Origin of the sequence: Pseudarthrobacter cellobiosi, from assembly GCF_023913815.1 — a bacterium.
In the GTDB taxonomy this organism is placed as follows: domain Bacteria; phylum Actinomycetota; class Actinomycetes; order Actinomycetales; family Micrococcaceae; genus Arthrobacter; species Arthrobacter cellobiosi.
The window spans coordinates 225,356-243,026 of sequence record NZ_JAMXBK010000026.1; the positions used below are offsets into that span (position 1 = coordinate 225,356).

Consider the following 17,671-nt stretch of genomic DNA (forward strand, 5'->3'; position numbering starts at 1 on the left):
ACGTCAACGGGTATTTCAAATATTCGGAACGATGCGTACGATATTCTTGAACTAGACGCCAATTTCGGTGCGGCTTGACCACGTGGAGGACAACAAAATGGCTGAGATTCACAGGCTGGGCGAGCCCGCCCTGCAGGCGCCGACGGAGCTGGCCGGGGACACACCCACCATGCGGCTGTTCTCCCTGCTGGAACTGATCGCCACCAAGGACCAGCTCTTCACGCTCCAGGGCCTGGTGGAGGAAACGGGCACACCCAAGCCCACGCTGCACCGCATGCTGCAGCAACTGGAGAGCTCCGGCCTTCTGATCCGGGAGAACAACGGCCGGCACTACGGCACGGGGGTGCGGCTGCGGCGCATGGCGGAGAACCTGCTGATCAATGACATGCACCACGGCGCCCGCCACGCGGTGCTGCGCAACCTGGTCGCGGAACTGGGCGAGAGCTGCAACGTGACGGCGGTGTCCGGCAGCGAAGTGGTCTACCTGGACCGCATCGAAACGTCCGAACCGCTGCGGATCACCCTCCAGCCCGGCTCGCGGGTGCCGGTGCACTGCTCGGCCAGCGGGAAGATGATCCTCTCCCAGCTCAGCCCGGCACAGCGCAGGCGCCTCATTGCCGCTGCGCCGCTGGAACGCTACACGAACAAGACCGTGACGGACCCCGAGGTGATCGAGGAGGAACTCCAGCGCGTCCGCCGGGACGGCTACGCGATCGACGACGAGGAATTCCTCCCCGGCATGGTGTGCGTGGCCGTGCTGGTTCCCACAACGAACACCGTGTCCAACCTCTGCGTCGCGGTCCAGGCGCCGGTCATGCGGCTCACCCCCGAGAAGGGACTGAAGCTGCTCCCGGCCCTGCAGCGTGCTGCGGCGGCGATCGGTCTGATCGAGGCCGAGGCCGGTTCCGGCACCGCGGAAGGAACCGTCGACGGCGGCAGCACCACCGGGGGCAGCCAGGCCGGGGCGGCCGGCCTCGACGCGGGCCGCACTGACGGCGTGGAGGACGAGCTGTGGACCAGCTGAGCTGCCTGATGCCGGACGAGGTGGTTTCAGTCCGCGAGGTGTTCAATCTCGATTCCGACCTCAAGGTGGCGGCCTTCCGGGAAGCCGACGAGCACGTCCCAGAGGTGGACCCCGCCTACCGTTTCAACCACGACGTCACCCTGGCCATTCTGGCCGCCTTCACCCGGAACCGGCGGATGCTGCTCCAGGGCCTGCACGGCACAGGCAAGTCCACGCACATCGAGCAGGTGGCCGCGCGGCTGAACTGGCCCTGTGTGCGGGTGAACCTTGACGGCCACATCAGCCGCCTTGACCTGGTGGGCCGCGACACCGTGGTGCTGAAGGACGGCAAGCAAGTCACCGAGTTCCAGGAAGGGATTGTCCCCTGGGCCATCCAACGGCCCGTGGCCCTGATCCTGGACGAGTACGACGCCGGCCGCCCGGACGTGATGTTCGTGATCCAGCGGCTCCTGGAACGCGACGGCAAGCTGACCCTGCTGGACCAGAACAGGGTCCTAGACGTGCACCCCGGGTTCCGGCTCTTTGCCACAGCCAACACCGTGGGACTGGGAAACCTCAACGGCATGTACCACGGCGTCCAGCGGCTCAACCATGCCCAGATCGACCGCTGGAACATCGTCGCCGCCCTGAACCATCCCCCGGCGGAGGACGAGATCGGGATCGTACTGGCGAGGGTCCCTGAACTGGACGACGCAGCCGGCCGGAAACTGGTGGCGTCCATGGTGGCCGTGGCCAAGCTGACGCGGGACGGTTTCCGGGTGGGCGATCTGTCCACCCTGATGTCCCCGCGCACCGTCATCACCTGGGCCGAGAACATCGGGATCTTCGGCGACCCCGGCAAGGCGTTCCAGCTGTCCTTCGTCAACAAGTGCGATGAAGCCGAGCAGCCGCTCATTGCCGAATTCTTCCAGCGATGCTTTGACCGTGAGCTGGAAGCACCACGGACCTCGGGGTACCTGCCCGCCGAGGTCCTGCCAACCCACGCCTTCGCTGCCGCCGCGGCCGGCTAGGGCCGCGCATGGCCTCCCTTGTGGAACAGACGGAGCAGGCGGAGAGGGAACGGGCGGAGACCGCCTCCCGGCAGCTCGCAGCCACCTCGCTGCGCCGCCGCAAGCAGACCCTTGAACTGTGCGCCGCAGCCATGCGCGGGCTCAGCGGGCAGGGCGGCCTGCACTTCCGCGGCCCCGCGCTGTACCGGGAGAGCACCCCGGTGGCCATGCCCGCGCCCCATCTCCACCCGGGAACGGACGCCGTTACGTTGGACGCCTTCCGCGGCGCGGCGGACGGCATGGCGCTGCGGCTGCAGCACAGCGATGCCGCTCTGCATGCGGAGTTCTGCCCCGCAACGCCGGCACGAATGCTGGTGTTTGAGATGCTCGAACAGTTCCGTACCGAGTCGCTGGCCGACGCCGCCATGCCGGGGGTCCGGGCCAACCTGAACCGCCGCTTCCAGCAATGGTCCCGGGCGTTCGAGGCGTCCACGCTGGCGGACACGGACCTGGGACTCATTCTCTTTACCGTGGCCCAGGTCTGCCGGGCGAGGATCACCGCGGAGCCGATGTCCCCGGACTTCGAGGACCGGATTGAATCCACCCGGGCCGAGCTTGCCCCGCACGTCGGCACGCATCTGGCCGCCCTGCGGCGGGAACGGTTCTCCCAGCCGGGCTTCGGCCGCCATGCCCTCGCCATCGCGGAGACCGTCGCTGCCATCAGCGAGCACCTGGAAGCCCGGGAAGCGCGGCCCTCCCGTTCCGGCGGCCGCGTGCCGCAGTTCCAGCTGCTCTTCGATCAGGACAGCAACGACGACGCCGTCCCCACCGCCGGGTATGGGCGCAGCGATGCGCTGGAAGCCGGAGGGGACGGCTACCGAAAGTTCACCACGGCCTATGACCGCGAGCTCCACGCCACGGACGTGGTCCGCGCCGAACTGCTGCGCGGTTATCGGCAGCAGCTGGACGACGACATTGCCAGGCAGGGCATCAACGTGCCCCGGCTGGGCCGTGCCCTGGGCGCGGTCCTGTCCACGGCCGTCCACGACGGCTGGGACGGCGACGCCATTGAGGGCCGGCTCGACGGCAGCAGGCTCGCCCGGCTGGTCACGGCATCCGGGGACCGCAGGGTGTTCAGGACCGAACGGATCGAACCCCGGACCGACGCCGCGGTGACGTTCCTGGTGGACTGCTCCGGTTCCATGAAGGAGCACAGCGCCGCCGTGGCCGCGCTGGTGGACGTCTACGCGCGCGCCCTGGAACTGGCTGGGGCGCGTTGCGAAGTCCTCGGCTTCACCACAGCCGCCTGGAACGGCGGCCGCGCCGGGAAGGACTGGATCCGTACCGGCAGGCCCCCGCATCCGGGGCGGCTCAACGAGGTGCGGCACCTGGTCTTCAAGGACGCAGACACCCCGTGGCGGCGGGCCCGCCCGGCCATTGCCGGGCTCATGAAGAAGGACCTGTTCCGTGAAGGAGTCGACGGCGAGGCCGTGGACTGGGCCTGCGCTCGGCTCAGGGGCGGCCCTGGGAACGGCGGCACGGGGAGCAACGGCTCCGAACGGCGGATCCTGCTGGTGTTGTCCGACGGCAGCCCGATGGACGGCGCCACCGCACTGGCCAACGACGGCCACTACCTGGAACAGCATCTACGGGATGTCGTGGCGGCGCACGAAGCCGCCGGCAACGCGGAGATCTTCGGACTGGGCGTGGGGCTGGATCTCTCGCCGTACTACCGCAGGAACATCGCACTGGACCTCTCGCGCGGAAGCAGTGCCGCCGTCGTCGGGCAGGTCCTGGCCATGCTTGCCGGACGCCGCTGACGCTACCTCCGTGCGTCGAAGCCGCTCAACGCAAAAGCCCGCCGCGGGGACGTGCCTCCATTGGCACTTCCCCGCGGCGGGCTTTACGGACCGGACGGACATCCGGCCTGAAGATCAGGGGCGGGCCGCTACCGGCTGCTTGTCGGGCTCCTCCTCGAGCCCTTCAGCCGAGGGGTCCAAGGACGGATCCGCCGGAAGGTCGGCGACGTCGTTGCCGGCCTCTTCTCCTGGCTTGCGGCCGTAGCGCCGGCGTAGCTCGTAGCTGAGGAGGATGATCACGAGCGTCACGCCGCTCATCACGAACTGGGTCTGGGTGCTGGGCAGCAGGGCCATGGCGGCGATGACCAAGAGCATGAGCGCGATGGTTGCGTAGCTCAGCCATGGAAACAGCCACATCTTAAGCTTCAGCGCCCCGGGGTCGTCGCGGTCCAGTCTCTTGCGCAGCACCACCTGTGACAGTGCGATCGCCAGGTAGACGAAGAGCGCCACGGCACCGTAGGAGTTCACCAGGAAGGCGAACACCACATCGCCCCACACGTAGACACAGACCACCGAAACGTAGCCCACGGTGGTGCCCAGCAGGATGGCACGGCGTGGAACGCCGCTCCGTGACAGCTTGGTGAAGAACTTGGGCGCATCGCCGTTGCGGGTGAGCGCAAACAGCATGCGCGATGTGGTGTACAGGGCTGAGTTCAGGCACGAGAGCACTGCCGTGAGGACAATGAAGTTCATGATGGTGGACACCGCCGGGATACCCAGGACGTCCAGCACCGCCGCGTAGGGGCTCACGCCGACGCTCTCGGCATCCCACCTCTGGATCGCCACCACCACGAAGATCGAGCCGACGTAGAAGGTCACCACCCGGGCCACGATGGAGCGCATGGCCTTCTTGACGGAACGCTCGGGGTCTTCGGACTCGGCGGCCGCAATGGTGATGATTTCCGCGCCGGTGTAGAAGGCCACACAGGGAACGACGGCGGCCAGCACGGCACCCCAGCCCAGCGGCGTGAAACCGCCGTGGTCAAAGAGGTTGCCGATCCCCGGCGTCGACTCGGGCCATAGGCCGGTGATCCACAGTACGCCCAGCCCTAGGAACAGGACGATGGCCACAACTTTGATGGAGCTGAACCAGTACTCGAACTCGCCGAAGGAGCGGGCCGAAGCCATGTTCGTGGCGCTCAGTACCACCATCAGGCCCAGGCTGAGCATCCACAACGGAACCATGGGGAACCACAGCTGGATGATCCGGCCACCGGCAATCGCCTCGACTGCCACCACAATCACAAAGAAGTACCAGTACATCCAGCCGGTGGCGAAACCGGCCCGCTGTCCCAGCGCCTGGCGTGCGTAGACATAAAAAGAGCCCACCACCGGACGCGCTACGGCCATTTCGGCCAGCATCCGCATGAGGAGCAAGGTGATGACTCCTGCGATCGCAAACGAGACGATGGCCGCCGGGCCGGTGCTGCTGATCACCACGCCACTGCCGACGAACAACCCGGCACCAATGACGCCCCCAATGGCGATCAAATTCATGTGTCTGTTCTTGAGGCCCTTGCTAAGGCCGGCATTGCCGGCCTGCCGGGGTTCGGCTTGATACACGTTTCCTCCAAGATGCTCTGACGAAACCCGTTGAAGTGCACTTCGGTGCCCGCGCCACGAAGCGCGAAGCCAGGTCCACCGGAGGTTCGGACCGTACTGCAATCACTGGGTGATTCAGATCACTCCTCCTGGTGTAGCCATAAACCTACGGAGCCGACGTAGGGGGTGCACAGGGCCAGATCAAGCGGAAAAGAGGGAGCCAGCGGTGAAAGCGTGGGTCCACGAAGTCTCTCATGGCTGCAGTCCGGTACGAAGGTGACTGCACCCACACCGCCGTGACCTCCTCGTTCCGATAGTGGAAACCGGGGAGAACCAGCGGCCGGTTTAGGCTTTTGCCATGGACTCCCCCGAAGTACAGCAGGCACTCGACGCCCTGCGGCACAGGCTCGATAGCGGCCGGCGCACACTCCTGGGCATCACGGGTGCGCCCGGCTCCGGAAAGTCCACGTTCGCGGCCCGGCTGCAGCGGGAGTTCGGCCCGGAACTCGCCGTAGTAGTGCCCATGGATGGCTTCCATCTGGGCAACGCGATCATCGAGGGCACACCGCTGCGGCAGCGCAAGGGCGCAATGGACACGTTCGACGTCGGCGGGTACCTGTCGCTGTTGCAGCGGCTCGTGCGCCGGGACGAGGCAGTGGTGTACGCACCGGAGTTCCGGCGGACTTTGGACGAGCCGGTGGCCGCGTCCATCGCAGTCCCCGCGTCCGTGCCGCTGGTGATCACCGAGGGAAACTATCTGCTGGCGGAGACGCCTCAGTGGAAGGACGTCAGGGCGCAGCTGGATGAGGTCTGGTTCATGGACAGCCCTCCCGCGCTGCGGCTGGCCCGGCTGGTGGACCGGCACGTGGAGTTCGGCATGGAGCGGGCCGCAGCGGAGGCGTGGGCGGCGGGACCGGATGAGGCCAACGCGGTGATGATCGAGGCAACGCGGCAGGGCGCCGACCGGATCATCCCGTGGGGCCAGGACATCGGCTAGGAATACCGGGGCAAGGACCGGGGTTCTTGGCTGGGACGAGAGTCCACAAACGAATGGAGAGCGCTCATGACTGCACCATTGGTACACCTCGGCGACGGCCTTAACGTCAGCCCCCTGGGTTTCGGCGGCATGGCCCTCACCCCGGTCTACGGCGAAGTTGACCCGCACGATGCCCTCAAAACCCTGCATCATGCCGTGGATGCCGGCGTCAGCTTCATCGACACCGCGGACATCTACGGCGGAGGCAGCAACGAGCAACTCATCGCGCAGCTGCTCAAGCAGCGCCGGAGTGAAGTACAGCTCGCCACCAAGTTTTCCCTGGTGGGCTCGCCGGCTGATGGCTACACGGATGTCCGGGGAGATACCGCCTACGTCCGGCAGGCCGTCGACGCCAGCCTGAAACGGCTCGGCACGGACGTGATCGACCTCTACTACATGCACCGCCGTGACCTCCGCGTTCCGATTGTGGAAACCGTGGAGGCCATGGCGGGGCTGGTGCAGCAGGGCAAGGTCAAACACCTTGGCCTGTCAGAGGTGACCGCGCAGGAGCTGGCCGAAGCCCACTCCGTGCACCCCATCGCCGCGGTCCAAAGCGAATGGTCCATCTGGAGCCGTGACGTGGAACGCAACGTAGTTCCGGCCGCGGCCAGCCTGGGAGTGGGCTTTGTGCCGTATTCGCCACTGGGCCGGGGATTCCTCACCGGCACGGTGGACGCTTCCAGCCTGGGAGCCAACGACTTCCGACGCCGGATCCCGCGGTTCGCTGCGGACGCCTTTGACGCGAACCAGGGAGTCGTGGCGGCCGTGCGATCGGTCGCGGCCGAGCTGTCCGCTACGCCCGCCCAGGTTGCACTCGTGTGGCTGCTGGAGCAGGGCAAACGGCGGGGACTGGCCGTGGTCCCCATCCCCGGCACGCGCAAAACTCACCGGATCGACGAAAACCTGGGCGCACTGTCCCTGGACCTGACCCCGGCGCAACTGGAGGCGCTTGACCAGGCTGCGGACGCCGTCGTCGGCTCCCGCTCGGCGGACCCCAAGTGGGTGTCCCAGGGCCGTGAATAGACTGAAGCCCATGGACACGCTCATTCACGACCTACGCGACATCACCATCCGCAGCATCTCCGTCAGCGAGATGAACAACAACGTGTACCTGCTGACCGCGAAGGCCAGCGGCGCACAGCTGCTCATTGATGCCGCGGACGATCTTCCGGCCATCCAGGCGTTGCTGGCGGACGCCGCTGCGGATACCGCTGCCACGCCCAAACTGGTGCAGATTGCAACGACGCACCAGCATTGGGACCACGTCCGGGCACTGCCGGCGTTGGTGGAAGCGACCGGCGCCCCAACCGTTGCCGGAAAGGACGACGCCGAGGCGCTGCCAGTGCCCGTGGACCGGATCCTGGAGCATGGGGACACCTGCGCCGTGGACGGATTCGAGCTCACCGCCGTGCACCTGCGCGGCCATACCCCGGGATCGATCGCGTTTGTGTACCAGGACCCGGAAGGGGCTGCCCACATCTTCAGCGGGGATTCATTGTTCCCGGGCGGCGTGGGCAATACCCAGAATGATCCTGAGCGGTTCACGTCGCTGCTGGACGATGTCACCGCGCGATTGTTTGAGGCCTACCCGGATGACACCCTGGTGCACCCGGGTCACGGCAGCCCCACCACCCTGGGTGCGGAACGCCCGCACCTGGAGGAGTGGCGCGCCCGCGGATGGTAGGGCTTAACTCATCGAGTGCTCCGTAACTGCCGTTATGAACCTTCTAAACGGCGGTTACGGAGCACTCGATGGTAGTTAAGGGACTTTAGCGGCTGCGGCGTTCGTTCGAGGCCGGGGCCGACGCGCGGCGGGGACCGCTGCGTGCCGGACGGCCATTGCCGCCACCGTTGCCGGCGTACGAGCCGCCGGACGTGCCGCCGGTGTTGGAGGACCAAACAGCCTTGTTCCCGGCATTGCCGCCGTTGCCCGAGTTACCTGTGGAGGCTCCGGCGCGCTGGCCGGATCCACCCGCGCGGGCACCTGCACCGGCGCCGGCGGTGCGGGCCCCGGCTGCGCGCTGGCCCGTTGCCGGACGTCCGCCGCGCTGTCCGCCGGTGGTAGCCGGGCGGCCCGTGCCGCCACGGGGAGCATCGCTGCGGGTCACGCGTGAATCCGAACGGCCGTCTGAACCGCGGCCGGCCGCTGCACGGCCACCTGCTGCGGGGACGTCGTTGCGGTGCGTGGAGCCTGTGGCGCCGTGGCCGCGGGAATTGCGGCGAGCAGCAGCTGCTGCAATGGCGCGGTCCTCGTTCTGCTCAGCTACCCGGTCAAATGCTGCCCGCGCCTCGGTGCGGCCTTCATAGGCAACAGCGCGGCGCTCGGCGCGGGGAAGATCGGTGCGGGTCGGCTCAGTGGAGACGCGTCCACGTCCACCACGGCCGCCACGGCCACCGGCGGTGGGGCCTTCCTGGCTGCGGCGGGCGCGCTTGCGCTCGGCGTTGGCACCCGTGGAGGTGCCGCCGCCCTGCGCGGACTTCTTGGCCAGCAGAGCGGCGCGGGTGCGCGGATCGATCTTGTCGGCCATTTCGCCCACGAGCTCAGCGACCAGCGGGGAGTTGGCGGTGACGCGCTCGAAGTTAACCTCGACGCCCGCAGCCTTCATCAGCTTCTTGACGTCGGACTGCTGCTCCGGGAGGGTCAGCGTGACAACGGTGCCATCCGAACCTGCGCGGGCCGTACGGCCTGAGCGGTGGAGATATGCCTTGTGCTCTGTGGGCGGATCCACGTGGATCACCAGTTCGACGTCATCCACGTGGACGCCGCGGGCTGCGACGTCGGTGGCCACCAGTACGCGGACGTCACCGGAGGAAAACTCGGCCAGGTTGCGGTCACGGGCGTTCTGCGAGAGGTTGCCATGCAGATCGACGGCGGGGATCCCGGCGTCGGTCAGGGTCTTGGCCAGCTTGCGGGCGTGGTGCTTGGTCCGCATAAAGAGTACGCGGCGGCCAGCGCCCGAGGCGAGCTCCACGATCAGCTGCTTCTTGACGGTCTGGTCGTTGACCACCAGGACGTGGTGCTCCATGGTGGTCACCGCGGCCTGTGATTCGTCCACGGCGTGGGTCAGCGGGTTGGACAGGTAGCGCTGGACGATCTTGTCCACGCCGTTATCCAGGGTTGCGGAGAACAGCAGGCGCTGGCCCTGGCTGGGGGTCATGTCCATGAGCTTCTTGACCACCGGGAGGAAGCCGAGGTCGGCCATGTGGTCGGCCTCGTCCAGTACGGTGATCTCGACGCCTTCGAGGGTCAGGATGCGCTGGCGGATCAGGTCCTCCAGGCGGCCCGGGCAGGCGATGACAATGTCGACGCCGGCGCGCAGTGCCTTTTCCTGGCGTGCCTGGGAGATGCCGCCGTAGATCACGGTGGTGGTCAGGCCCATGGCCTTGGCCATCGGCTCGATGGTGGCGTTGATCTGGGTGGCCAGTTCACGGGTCGGTGCGAGGACCAGGCCCATGGGGCGGCCGGGCTTGCGGAAGTGCTTGGCTTCCCGCTCAGCGAGTCGTGCTACAAGCGGGATGGCGAAAGCGATGGTCTTGCCGGAGCCGGTGCGGCCGCGGCCCAGGACGTCGCGTCCGGCCAGGGTGTCCGGGAGGGTCTTGACCTGGATTGGGAACGGCTCAACAATTCCCTGTGCGGTGAGGGTGTCGGCGAGTGCTTTGGGCGTGCCGAGGGCAGCAAAAGTAGTCATATATTTCATGGTCTTTCAGGCGGTATCCGTGCGGATATCGGCCCCCGATGCCGGTTGGCTCAAGGGTTTCGCCGAAGAAAAGTCAGGTGATCAACCGTGCTGCCGCCCAATTCAGGGCGGCGGCTGGGACCAAATGGAACGCGTTCATCGACGCAGGATGTGCCTCTCACATGAAAAAACCCGCTTCCCAAATCAAGGGACGAGCGGGCATCACTGCACATCAAGTCCCATAAGCGTACCATCCCCGCGCCTGGGCCTCTTTCAAGTACGTGGTGCAGGGGGTGCTGGCGTTGCCTTTGGGTGCCTGGCAGGCGCAGGCTTGAGGCATGACTCAACAGGGTGCGAACCACCACGACACAACGGACGACGGCGACACCCGGCTTGGGGATGCACCCCAACCCAGTGCCGCGGAGGCGTGGGACGAAAGGTACCGGAGCAAGCCGAAATTCTGGAGCGGGAAGCCCAACCCGCAACTGGTCCGCGAAGGCGCGGGACTGCGGCCGGGCAAGGCATTGGACTTGGGCTGCGGCGAAGGTGCCGACGCCATCTGGCTCGCCCAGCAGGGCTGGACCGTCACCGCCGTCGACGTTTCCGCCATCGCGCTGGAACGGGCAGCCACCCACGAAAAGTCGGCTCTGGACCGCGAGAGTGTGCATGCCGAGGGCGCGGGTGAAATTCCCAGCCGCATCCACTGGGAGCAGTGTGATCTGGAGGAGTGGCAGCCCACGGCAACCTTCGATCTGGTGTCCTCCCAGTTCCTGCATTCCCCGCATCTGGCGTGGCAGGGCTCGCTGCGGACGGCGGCTGCGGCGGTCAAGCCGGGTGGCACGCTGCTGATCGTGGGCCATCATCCGGACCACCTGCCGCCGTGGGGAAACCACACCAGACCGGAGATGTTCTACACCCCGGCGCAGCTCGTGGCGGAGCTCGGCCTGGACTCGCCGGACTGGCAGCTGGAGGTCAACACCACGCGGGAGCGGACGGCTTCGGGTCCGGACGGCGAGGAAGCCATCATCGGCGATACCGTACTCCGCGCCACCCGGCTGGCTTGAGTTTTGTGGTTAGCGGGAAACCCGCGGCGCCACCGCAACCGCGCCGACGGCCACCACCGCCGTCAGCGCGAAGACCCCCGCGAACGATTCCGCCGTCGTCGTAAATCCCGCGAACACGATGCCCGTGGCGGCGAGCGCCAGCGCGCCGCCCAGCGAGTCCGAGATGGACATCGCCGAGCTGTTGAATCCTTCGTTATCCTTGGTGGACATGGCGAGCGTCATCACGCTGAGCCGCGGATACAGCAGCCCCATGCCGCCGCCGGCGAAGAGCCAGCCGGCAATCGCGACGGCGGCAGGCCAGTGAAGGGCCGACGTCGCCAACGTGAGGAGAATGGCTCCCAGCACCAGCGCTGAGCCGATGCGCACCGCCGCCCGGTGCTGCAGCCGGGTGCCGAGGCGGCCCTGGATGGCGGCAGCGGCTGCCCACGACAACGCGCCTCCGGTGAGTGCCAGGCCAGCGAACGTCGGCGGGAACTGGTACTCCTCGATCAGCAGGTACGGCAGGTAGACCTCGGCACCGAAGAATGCGGCAGACGCCAGACCGCGGGTCAGGATCACGCTGGGCAGGCCGCGGCGGGCGAGCAGTGTTCCGCGCGGTACCAGCGGCCGCACGGCTACGAGGGCAATCACGACGGCGGCCGCGGCCAGGAGTGCCGGGGCTGCGGGAATGCCGGCGATAGTGACTCCGGCGGAGAGGTTCAGCCCCAGCACAGCGAGCGCGGCGAGAGCCGCCCAGGCCAGGCGGCCCAGCGCCCAGGGCGGGACCGTGCCCTGCTCAGAAGGCCGGTCGATGCCGCGGAGCACCGGAACAATCATCACGAGGGCGGGCACCACCAGCCCCACCACGCCCAGGAACACCCAATGCCAGCTCAGGACCTCCGCCACGATGCCGGCAGCGAACGGGCCCACCAGGGACGGGATCACCCACGCGGCCGAGAAGGCGGCAAAGATCCCCGGGTGCAGGACGGCCGGGTAGACGCGGGCCACCACCACGTAGAGCGCAACCGTCAGAGCGCCGCCGCCAAGTCCCTGCACCAGGCGGCCGGCAACCAGCATGGGCATGGACACGGCCGTGCCCGCGATGATCAGGCCCAGCACGAACAACGCCACGGAGGCGTACAGCGGGACTGTTGGGCCGCGGCGGTCCGACCAGTTTCCGGCCGCCACCATCCCGATCACGCCGGTGGCCAGCGGACCGGCGAAGGCCAGCGCATACAGGCTGGCGCCGTCGAGCTCGCGGCTGACGACAGGCATGATGGTGGTCACGGCGAGCGATTCGAAGGCCGCGAGGAACACCAGGGCACATGCGCCGATGGTCACCCACAGGTACGGTCGCTGCAGGATCCCGGCTGTGGTGGCGGAATGCGTGGCCGGCAGGGCGGAATCGGGCACGCTAATGGCCCGATCGGCTGGAGTCGCCGATGTAGCGGTTCCGGCCCGCGCGGTAACCGAACACCGCGGCCAGCGAACCGACCACCAAGAACAGCACCCCGGCGGCCGTGAACGATCCCGTGGCCTGGTGCAGCTGGCCCACCATCAGCGTGCCGGTGGAACCCAGCCCGTAGCCCACGCCCTGCATCATCCCGGACAGGTGCGCGGCCGTGTGCCCGTCGCGGGTCCGCAGCATGATCATGGTCAGGGCAACCGCGGTGAGGCTTCCCTGCCCCAGGCCGAGCAGCCCGGTCCACACCCAGATGAGTTCCGGGGGTCCGAAGATGCTCAGCGCGAACCCGCCGCCGGTCATGAGCGCCACCACCACGTTGATGGCCCGCTGGTCACGGCACCGCGCCGCCAGTGCAGGGGCAAACAGTGAACCCGTCATCTGGAGCACGATTGAAACAGAGACCATCAGGCCGGCCGTGCCGCCGTCCACGCCGCGTTCGCGCAGGATCGGCGCCAGCCAGGCAAAGACGCTGAAGGACATCATGGCCTGCAGCACCATAAAGATGGTCACCTGCCATGCCACCGCCGAACGCCACACGTTGACGCCGAGGTTGGCGGCCTGGTGCCGGACGGGGTGCTGGCGCAGCGCCACCGGAAGGAACAGCAAAAGTACGACGGCGGCAGGAACGGCCCAGAACCACAGCGCCGAGGTCCACTCCCCCGTCGCCGTGAAGACCGGGTAGGTAAAGCCGGCTCCGAGGGCGGCCGACGCGCAGATCGCCGTGGTGTACAGGCCGCCCATGAGGCCCAGCCGGTGCGGGAAATCGCGCTTCACCAGCCCCGGCAGCAACACGTTGCACAGGGCGATGGCGGCACCGCAGGCAGCAGTTCCCGCCAGCAATGTAGGGAGGTGGCCGGCACCGGGCACCAGGCCGCCGATGTCCGCGGGCCGCAGCAGCAGCCCCGCCGTGAGTACTGTCATGGCACCAAGCAGCACGCGTTCGGCGCCGAACCGGCGGGCCAGGACAGGGGCCAGCGGTGCGAAGGCACCCAGGAGCGTCACGGGCACGGTAGTGAGCACCACCACGGCCCAGCCCGGCAGGCCGGCGTCGGACGTGATCTCCGGAAGAACCGCGGCGAAACTGGAGAAAACCGTGCGGAGGTTCAGCCCGATGAGCACCAGACAGAGGCCCAGGTACACGAGCGCGCGTCGGCTGCCCTGAGGGCTTTCGGGACCGCCTCCCGACTGGCCCGGAAGGCGCGTCGGGGCCGCTGGGGGGATGTCGTCGATTTCGGCGTCGATCAGAAGTCCAGGCACGTCAACGTTGTCAGCACGGGTCACGGGACCCATTCTGTCAGGCTTCGTTGCCACGCGGAGTTATCCACATAGACCAGAAAAGGGCTGGTTGCCCACCTGGAGCGACCCTACCGTGGGATCAGCATGCGGTACCCAGCCATAACATTCGGGAGAAGCCATGAGCCTCGCACCATTGCACGATCTGTCCATTGCGTCCGCCCCGGCCTCGCCGAAGGCCCATGGCAGTGGCGAGGGCACAGCCAGCCTCGCTTTCAGCCTCATCGCCCCGGCGAGCATGTTTCTGACTGTGCCCTTCAGCCTATTGGCGGAGTTCTTTACGAGGCCTTCGGAGGGGCCTGGCCGGCTGGACTGGGTCGCACCGTTGGTGCTGTGGAGCTATCCGGCGCTGTTTGGCCTGCTCGCAGTGACGCTCGGCATTGTTTCGCTCCGCGTATTTGTGCGTCGGTCAAACGGTTGGCGGGCTGGCGTGGCTGCGTTGTGGATATCGGCGGCCGAGGTTGCCGTGGGCCTGGTGCTCGTGCTCAGGGACGGGGACTTTATGATCCTCTTCTGAGATTTCATTTCCTTCCGACCTCGCAGGGCGACCATTTTCGCGTTCCATCGCGTTCCGTTCGTGGCTCAGGTGAGTGCCCAAGCCGTGGGCGGGGGCCCCGGGTATTCTGGAAGGGATGAGCGAATCCCCAGAATCCCCCCAGCCTCCGCATGTCCCGCGCCCGGTGACGCCCGGAACCCAGGCGTCGTTCGGCACTTACGGCGGCAGGCCGGTGAGCTTTGTACGCCGCGGAACCCGACTCCAGGGGCGCCGCCAGACGGCCTGGGAAGAGCACTCGGACCGGTGGGCGCTGGACGTCCCCCGGCACATTGCGAACACGTCGGTCCACCCGGACTACACGTTCGACGCCGAAGCCGAGTTTGGCCGCAAGGCACCGCTGGTTGTGGAAATCGGTTCGGGGCTGGGCGATGCCATCTGCTACGCGGCCGAGGAAAACCCGGACACGGACTTCCTGGCGGTTGAGGTTTATACCCCGGGGCTGGCCAACACCATCATCAAGATCAATAGCCGCGGGCTGAACAACGTCCGGGTGGTGGAAGCCAACGCGCCCGAGGTCCTCGCCACCATGCTGCCGGCAGGTTCCGTCAGCGAGCTGTGGGTGTTCTTCCCCGATCCCTGGCACAAGTCACGGCACCACAAACGCCGCCTCATCCAGCCGGAGTTTGCCGAACTGGCGGCACGGGCACTCACCAAGGGCGGACTGTGGCGGGTCGCCACGGACTGGTCCAACTACGCTGTCCACGTGCGCGACGTACTGGCTGGATCGCCGGACTTCGAAAATCTCCACACCGGCGAGCGCCACGGCCCGGAAAGTCCGCTCACCCAAGTGTGGCAATCCGGCGTCGAAACCCTGGTGGGCGGCGCGCCCGTCCGCGAAGGCCGGGCGCCGGTGAGCACCGCGCACACCGGCCCCAACGAGGGCGTGGATGAAACTGGCGGCTGGGCGCCACGCTTTGAAGGCCGGATCCGCACGAGTTTCGAGGCGAAGGCCCACGAGGCCGGCCGGCTGATCTTCGACCTCTGCTACCGTCGGCGCTGAGCCTTGAAATGTAAGTAGCGCCAACTGCCGTTTTGAAGGCTCAAAACGGCAGTTGGCGCTACTTAGTTGAGGTCAGTTCACGCTGATGGAGGCGACGATCTCCTGGAGCATCCCCAGCCGCGGCTCGATCTCCGGGTTCACGTACGGCCAGATCACCACTACACCGATGAAGCGGTTGTTCTCCCAAACACCCACAGTGGCCGCGACCCTCGCCTCGCCTGCCGGATCCGTGTATCCAACCACGACGGCGTACGAGGACTTACCGGGTGCGTTCAGTTCGCCTTCGGTGAGGATGGTCCCGGCCCGGTCTTCAAGGTAGAAGCCTGACATCAGGTGTGCCCAGCCGTTGGCCTGCGCGGCGCCGGTCACGGAGGTGTCGTCCTTGATGACCGTCACCAGGACACCGCCCAGCAGGCCATACTGCTCGGTGTTTGGCCCGGCGGCGGAGTCCTCCAGAACCTGGGTGTGCTCGGGGAAGTCTGCCGTGAATCCCAGCGGGGACTCGATATGAACTGACATGGTTGCTCCTTAGCGGTAAGTCTTGGCTGGGCTGGCTGGCACATGCGGATCCGGCACGGGACGTCAGAGCTTCTCGAGCTTGGTGTCGTTCGGGACCTTATAGTACGTGGACACGTTGGTGGTTGCCTTGTTCTCGGTTTTGACCTCCACCTCACCGGCCTTGAGGTCAACGCCGAACTCGTTGGATGCTGTCACCACACTGTTCACCTGGACCGTGGCGGAACCTGCCGCGTAGAGCTTGGCGGCGTCGTGGCCGGCCGCAACCGTGTCTCCCAACGCCATATTGCGCATGTAGCTATCGATCACAGGCGCGTTCTCCGGCGAGTACTCAACATTGATCTTCACGGTGCCCTGAGTGCCCACTGTCACGCTGGACTCAGCCTTTGTGCCCTGGAGGTCGGCACCCGTGCTGGCGCCCGCGGCAACCGTGCCCTCCATGGATACGGCGACCGATTCCATGTTGCCGTTCTTATCCAGGTTCACTTCCAGGCCGCCCTTGCCCGAGGCCTCGAACACCCTGCCGTCAAGGTCCAGCTTGCCCTGGGCCGACACCTCGGCGCTGGCGGTGGCCGTGCCGTCCGTCAGGTTCCGCTCGTAGGCAAGATCCAGCTTCGCCGAGCCCGAAGCCGGGCCGGATTCACCTTTGGCTTCGAGGGAGAGCGTTCCCTTGGCTTTGTCGTCGTGGCCGGTGGAGCCGTTGTCGTCCGCAGCATCGCTGATGGTGTCCAGAATGTAGCCGGGCGGGTTGCCTGCCACATCCTTGATCTCACCGACGCTGTCCGGCGGGAGATCCGTATAAATCTGGTTGCGGGCGGCCATAGCCTCCTCCAGGCTGCCGAATTTGTACTCGCGCGAGGCCTCCCCGTTCAACGTGACGCCGGCGGTGCCGGTGGTGTCGTTCACTCCTACGCCCACGTTCCCGTAGACCTTCATGGTGGCCGAACCGTCTGCATTCTCTACGACGACGGTGCCCACCTCCGCGCCGGCGTGGAACCAGGCAACCCGGGCATCAAGGGAGGCCTTGCCGGACTCCGTGTATACGGGGGTTTCTGTCTTGGCGAGTTCCCGGAGGTGGGCACTCGCCTGATCCTGGGCGGACTGGGGAACCCCGCCGTCCATCCTCATGAGGTCCTCGGCGAACGGGCCGTTCTCGTCTTCGCCTTCGATCAGGTATTTCCGGTCCTCCTCGGACAGGCTGGCCCACCACTTGGCTTGCTCTTCCGGGCTGGCCTTGAGCATGCCATCCATGTCCCCCTTCAGCTCCTGGCGGTGGGCCTCAGCCGCTGCCGCCTTCGCTACCTGTTCCTCCAGCCAGTTCTGCGCGCGGCTGCCCAGGTCCTTGAGTCTGTCCAGCACACTGGTCCCGCCACCGCCACCGCCGCCGCCGGTCGCGGCAGAGGACTGTTCCTGTTCGTTTGCGTGCTGCAGGAGCAGCTTGGAGTTGTGGCGGAGGCTGGATGCCACCCGCTCCAGGCTGGGGCGGTGGTTGCCGGACCAGTCCTGCCGGAACAGCTCGCCGTCGGTGCCCTTCCATGGCGCGGACTGGATCTGGCCCTGCAGGGAGCTGGCCCGGCTGCTGAGCAGCGCGGCCGCCTTGTCCACGGCCTTCGCCAGCTCCCGCAGCTGGCTGACGTCCGCGCCGTAAAAAGTCATGGTGTCTCCCCCGGA

The 17,671-nt window shown here is 67.0% G+C and carries 15 protein-coding genes; 9 read left to right on the plus strand and 6 right to left on the minus strand.

Features of this window, described 5'->3' with window-relative positions; all coding sequences use genetic code 11:
- Window positions 1-97 precede the first annotated feature (97 nt).
- From NG701_RS14810 to NG701_RS14820, 3 genes are read left to right on the plus strand one after another with little or no spacing between them, the layout of a single operon-like run.
- Entirely contained in the window at window positions 98-1,024 is a 927-nt protein-coding gene (locus tag NG701_RS14810; protein WP_252568565.1) for an IclR family transcriptional regulator, read from the plus strand.
- Window positions 1,012-2,034 (plus strand): AAA family ATPase, encoded by a 1,023-nt coding sequence (locus NG701_RS14815; RefSeq protein WP_252568566.1) that lies wholly within the window; start codon window positions 1,012-1,014, stop codon window positions 2,032-2,034. Before NG701_RS14810 ends, NG701_RS14815 begins: the two co-directional genes overlap by 13 nt.
- Before the next feature lie 8 nt (window positions 2,035-2,042).
- Window positions 2,043-3,833 carry a cobaltochelatase CobT-related protein gene (locus tag NG701_RS14820; protein WP_252568567.1) on the plus strand — a complete coding sequence of 597 codons (1,791 nt, stop codon included), beginning with the start codon at window positions 2,043-2,045 and terminating at the stop codon, window positions 3,831-3,833.
- A gap of 114 nt (window positions 3,834-3,947) precedes the next feature.
- On the opposite strand, the gene NG701_RS14825 is transcribed toward NG701_RS14820, so the two are convergent.
- The gene (locus NG701_RS14825) at window positions 3,948-5,369 is read right to left on the minus strand and encodes an amino acid permease (RefSeq protein ID WP_252568568.1); all 1,422 of its coding nucleotides are present in this window, start codon (window positions 5,367-5,369) and stop codon (window positions 3,948-3,950) included.
- A gap of 403 nt (window positions 5,370-5,772) precedes the next feature.
- Between NG701_RS14825 and NG701_RS14830 the strand changes: the two genes are divergently transcribed.
- From NG701_RS14830 to NG701_RS14840, 3 genes are all read left to right on the plus strand, one after another.
- Window positions 5,773-6,411, plus strand: a complete 639-nt coding sequence (locus tag NG701_RS14830) for a nucleoside/nucleotide kinase family protein (protein WP_252568569.1) — start codon at window positions 5,773-5,775, stop codon at window positions 6,409-6,411.
- Between the two features lie 66 nt (window positions 6,412-6,477).
- Complete coding sequence (locus NG701_RS14835) at window positions 6,478-7,473, plus strand: aldo/keto reductase (protein ID WP_252568570.1); 996 nt, start codon at window positions 6,478-6,480, stop codon at window positions 7,471-7,473.
- A 10-nt stretch (window positions 7,474-7,483) separates the two neighbouring features.
- Complete coding sequence (locus NG701_RS14840; RefSeq protein WP_252568571.1) at window positions 7,484-8,134, plus strand: MBL fold metallo-hydrolase; 651 nt, start codon at window positions 7,484-7,486, stop codon at window positions 8,132-8,134.
- An 85-nt stretch (window positions 8,135-8,219) separates the two neighbouring features.
- On the opposite strand, the gene NG701_RS14845 is transcribed toward NG701_RS14840, so the two are convergent.
- Entirely contained in the window at window positions 8,220-10,139 is a 1,920-nt protein-coding gene (locus tag NG701_RS14845; protein ID WP_252568572.1) for a DEAD/DEAH box helicase, read from the minus strand.
- Window positions 10,140-10,465: 326 nt separating this feature from the next.
- On the opposite strand from NG701_RS14845, the gene NG701_RS14850 reads away from it, so the two are divergent.
- Window positions 10,466-11,191, plus strand: a complete 726-nt coding sequence (locus NG701_RS14850; protein ID WP_252568573.1) for a class I SAM-dependent methyltransferase — start codon at window positions 10,466-10,468, stop codon at window positions 11,189-11,191.
- 9 nt (window positions 11,192-11,200) lie between these two features.
- On the opposite strand, the gene NG701_RS14855 is transcribed toward NG701_RS14850, so the two are convergent.
- Complete coding sequence (locus NG701_RS14855; RefSeq protein WP_252568574.1) at window positions 11,201-12,583, minus strand: MFS transporter; 1,383 nt, start codon at window positions 12,581-12,583, stop codon at window positions 11,201-11,203.
- A 1-nt stretch (window position 12,584) separates the two neighbouring features.
- A complete protein-coding gene (locus NG701_RS14860; protein ID WP_374208696.1) occupies window positions 12,585-13,925 on the minus strand; it encodes an MFS transporter in 1,341 nt (446 codons plus the stop codon).
- A gap of 124 nt (window positions 13,926-14,049) precedes the next feature.
- On the opposite strand from NG701_RS14860, the gene NG701_RS14865 reads away from it, so the two are divergent.
- Window positions 14,050-14,445 (plus strand): hypothetical protein, encoded by a 396-nt coding sequence (locus tag NG701_RS14865; protein ID WP_252568576.1) that lies wholly within the window; start codon window positions 14,050-14,052, stop codon window positions 14,443-14,445.
- Between the two features lie 115 nt (window positions 14,446-14,560).
- On the plus strand, window positions 14,561-15,484 hold the full coding sequence (gene trmB / locus NG701_RS14870; protein ID WP_252568577.1) for a tRNA (guanosine(46)-N7)-methyltransferase TrmB: 924 nt from the start codon (window positions 14,561-14,563) through the stop codon (window positions 15,482-15,484).
- Window positions 15,485-15,556: 72 nt separating this feature from the next.
- Here trmB and NG701_RS14875 read toward each other — a convergent pair whose 3' ends face one another.
- Together NG701_RS14875 and NG701_RS14880 are read right to left on the minus strand one after the other, a co-directional pair.
- Window positions 15,557-16,003, minus strand: a complete 447-nt coding sequence (locus NG701_RS14875) for a hypothetical protein (RefSeq protein ID WP_252568578.1) — start codon at window positions 16,001-16,003, stop codon at window positions 15,557-15,559.
- 63 nt (window positions 16,004-16,066) lie between these two features.
- A complete protein-coding gene (locus NG701_RS14880) occupies window positions 16,067-17,656 on the minus strand; it encodes a hypothetical protein (RefSeq protein ID WP_252568579.1) in 1,590 nt (529 codons plus the stop codon).
- Between the last annotated feature and the right edge of the window lie 15 nt (window positions 17,657-17,671).

Coding starts and splice junctions, on each gene's coding strand:
- NG701_RS14860 (WP_374208696.1), bottom strand. CDS start 13,925: ATGGGTCCCGTGACCCGTGCTGACAACGTTGACGTGCCTGGACTTCTG.
- NG701_RS14830 (WP_252568569.1), top strand. CDS start 5,773: ATGGACTCCCCCGAAGTACAGCAGGCACTCGACGCCCTGCGGCACAGG.
- NG701_RS14825 (WP_252568568.1), bottom strand. CDS start 5,369: ATGAATTTGATCGCCATTGGGGGCGTCATTGGTGCCGGGTTGTTCGTC.
- NG701_RS14840 (WP_252568571.1), top strand. CDS start 7,484: ATGGACACGCTCATTCACGACCTACGCGACATCACCATCCGCAGCATC.
- NG701_RS14865 (WP_252568576.1), top strand. CDS start 14,050: ATGAGCCTCGCACCATTGCACGATCTGTCCATTGCGTCCGCCCCGGCC.
- NG701_RS14835 (WP_252568570.1), top strand. CDS start 6,478: ATGACTGCACCATTGGTACACCTCGGCGACGGCCTTAACGTCAGCCCC.
- NG701_RS14875 (WP_252568578.1), bottom strand. CDS start 16,003: ATGTCAGTTCATATCGAGTCCCCGCTGGGATTCACGGCAGACTTCCCC.
- NG701_RS14820 (WP_252568567.1), top strand. CDS start 2,043: ATGGCCTCCCTTGTGGAACAGACGGAGCAGGCGGAGAGGGAACGGGCG.
- NG701_RS14880 (WP_252568579.1), bottom strand. CDS start 17,656: ATGACTTTTTACGGCGCGGACGTCAGCCAGCTGCGGGAGCTGGCGAAG.
- NG701_RS14845 (WP_252568572.1), bottom strand. CDS start 10,139: ATGACTACTTTTGCTGCCCTCGGCACGCCCAAAGCACTCGCCGACACC.
- NG701_RS14810 (WP_252568565.1), top strand. CDS start 98: ATGGCTGAGATTCACAGGCTGGGCGAGCCCGCCCTGCAGGCGCCGACG.
- trmB (WP_252568577.1), top strand. CDS start 14,561: ATGAGCGAATCCCCAGAATCCCCCCAGCCTCCGCATGTCCCGCGCCCG.
- NG701_RS14850 (WP_252568573.1), top strand. CDS start 10,466: ATGACTCAACAGGGTGCGAACCACCACGACACAACGGACGACGGCGAC.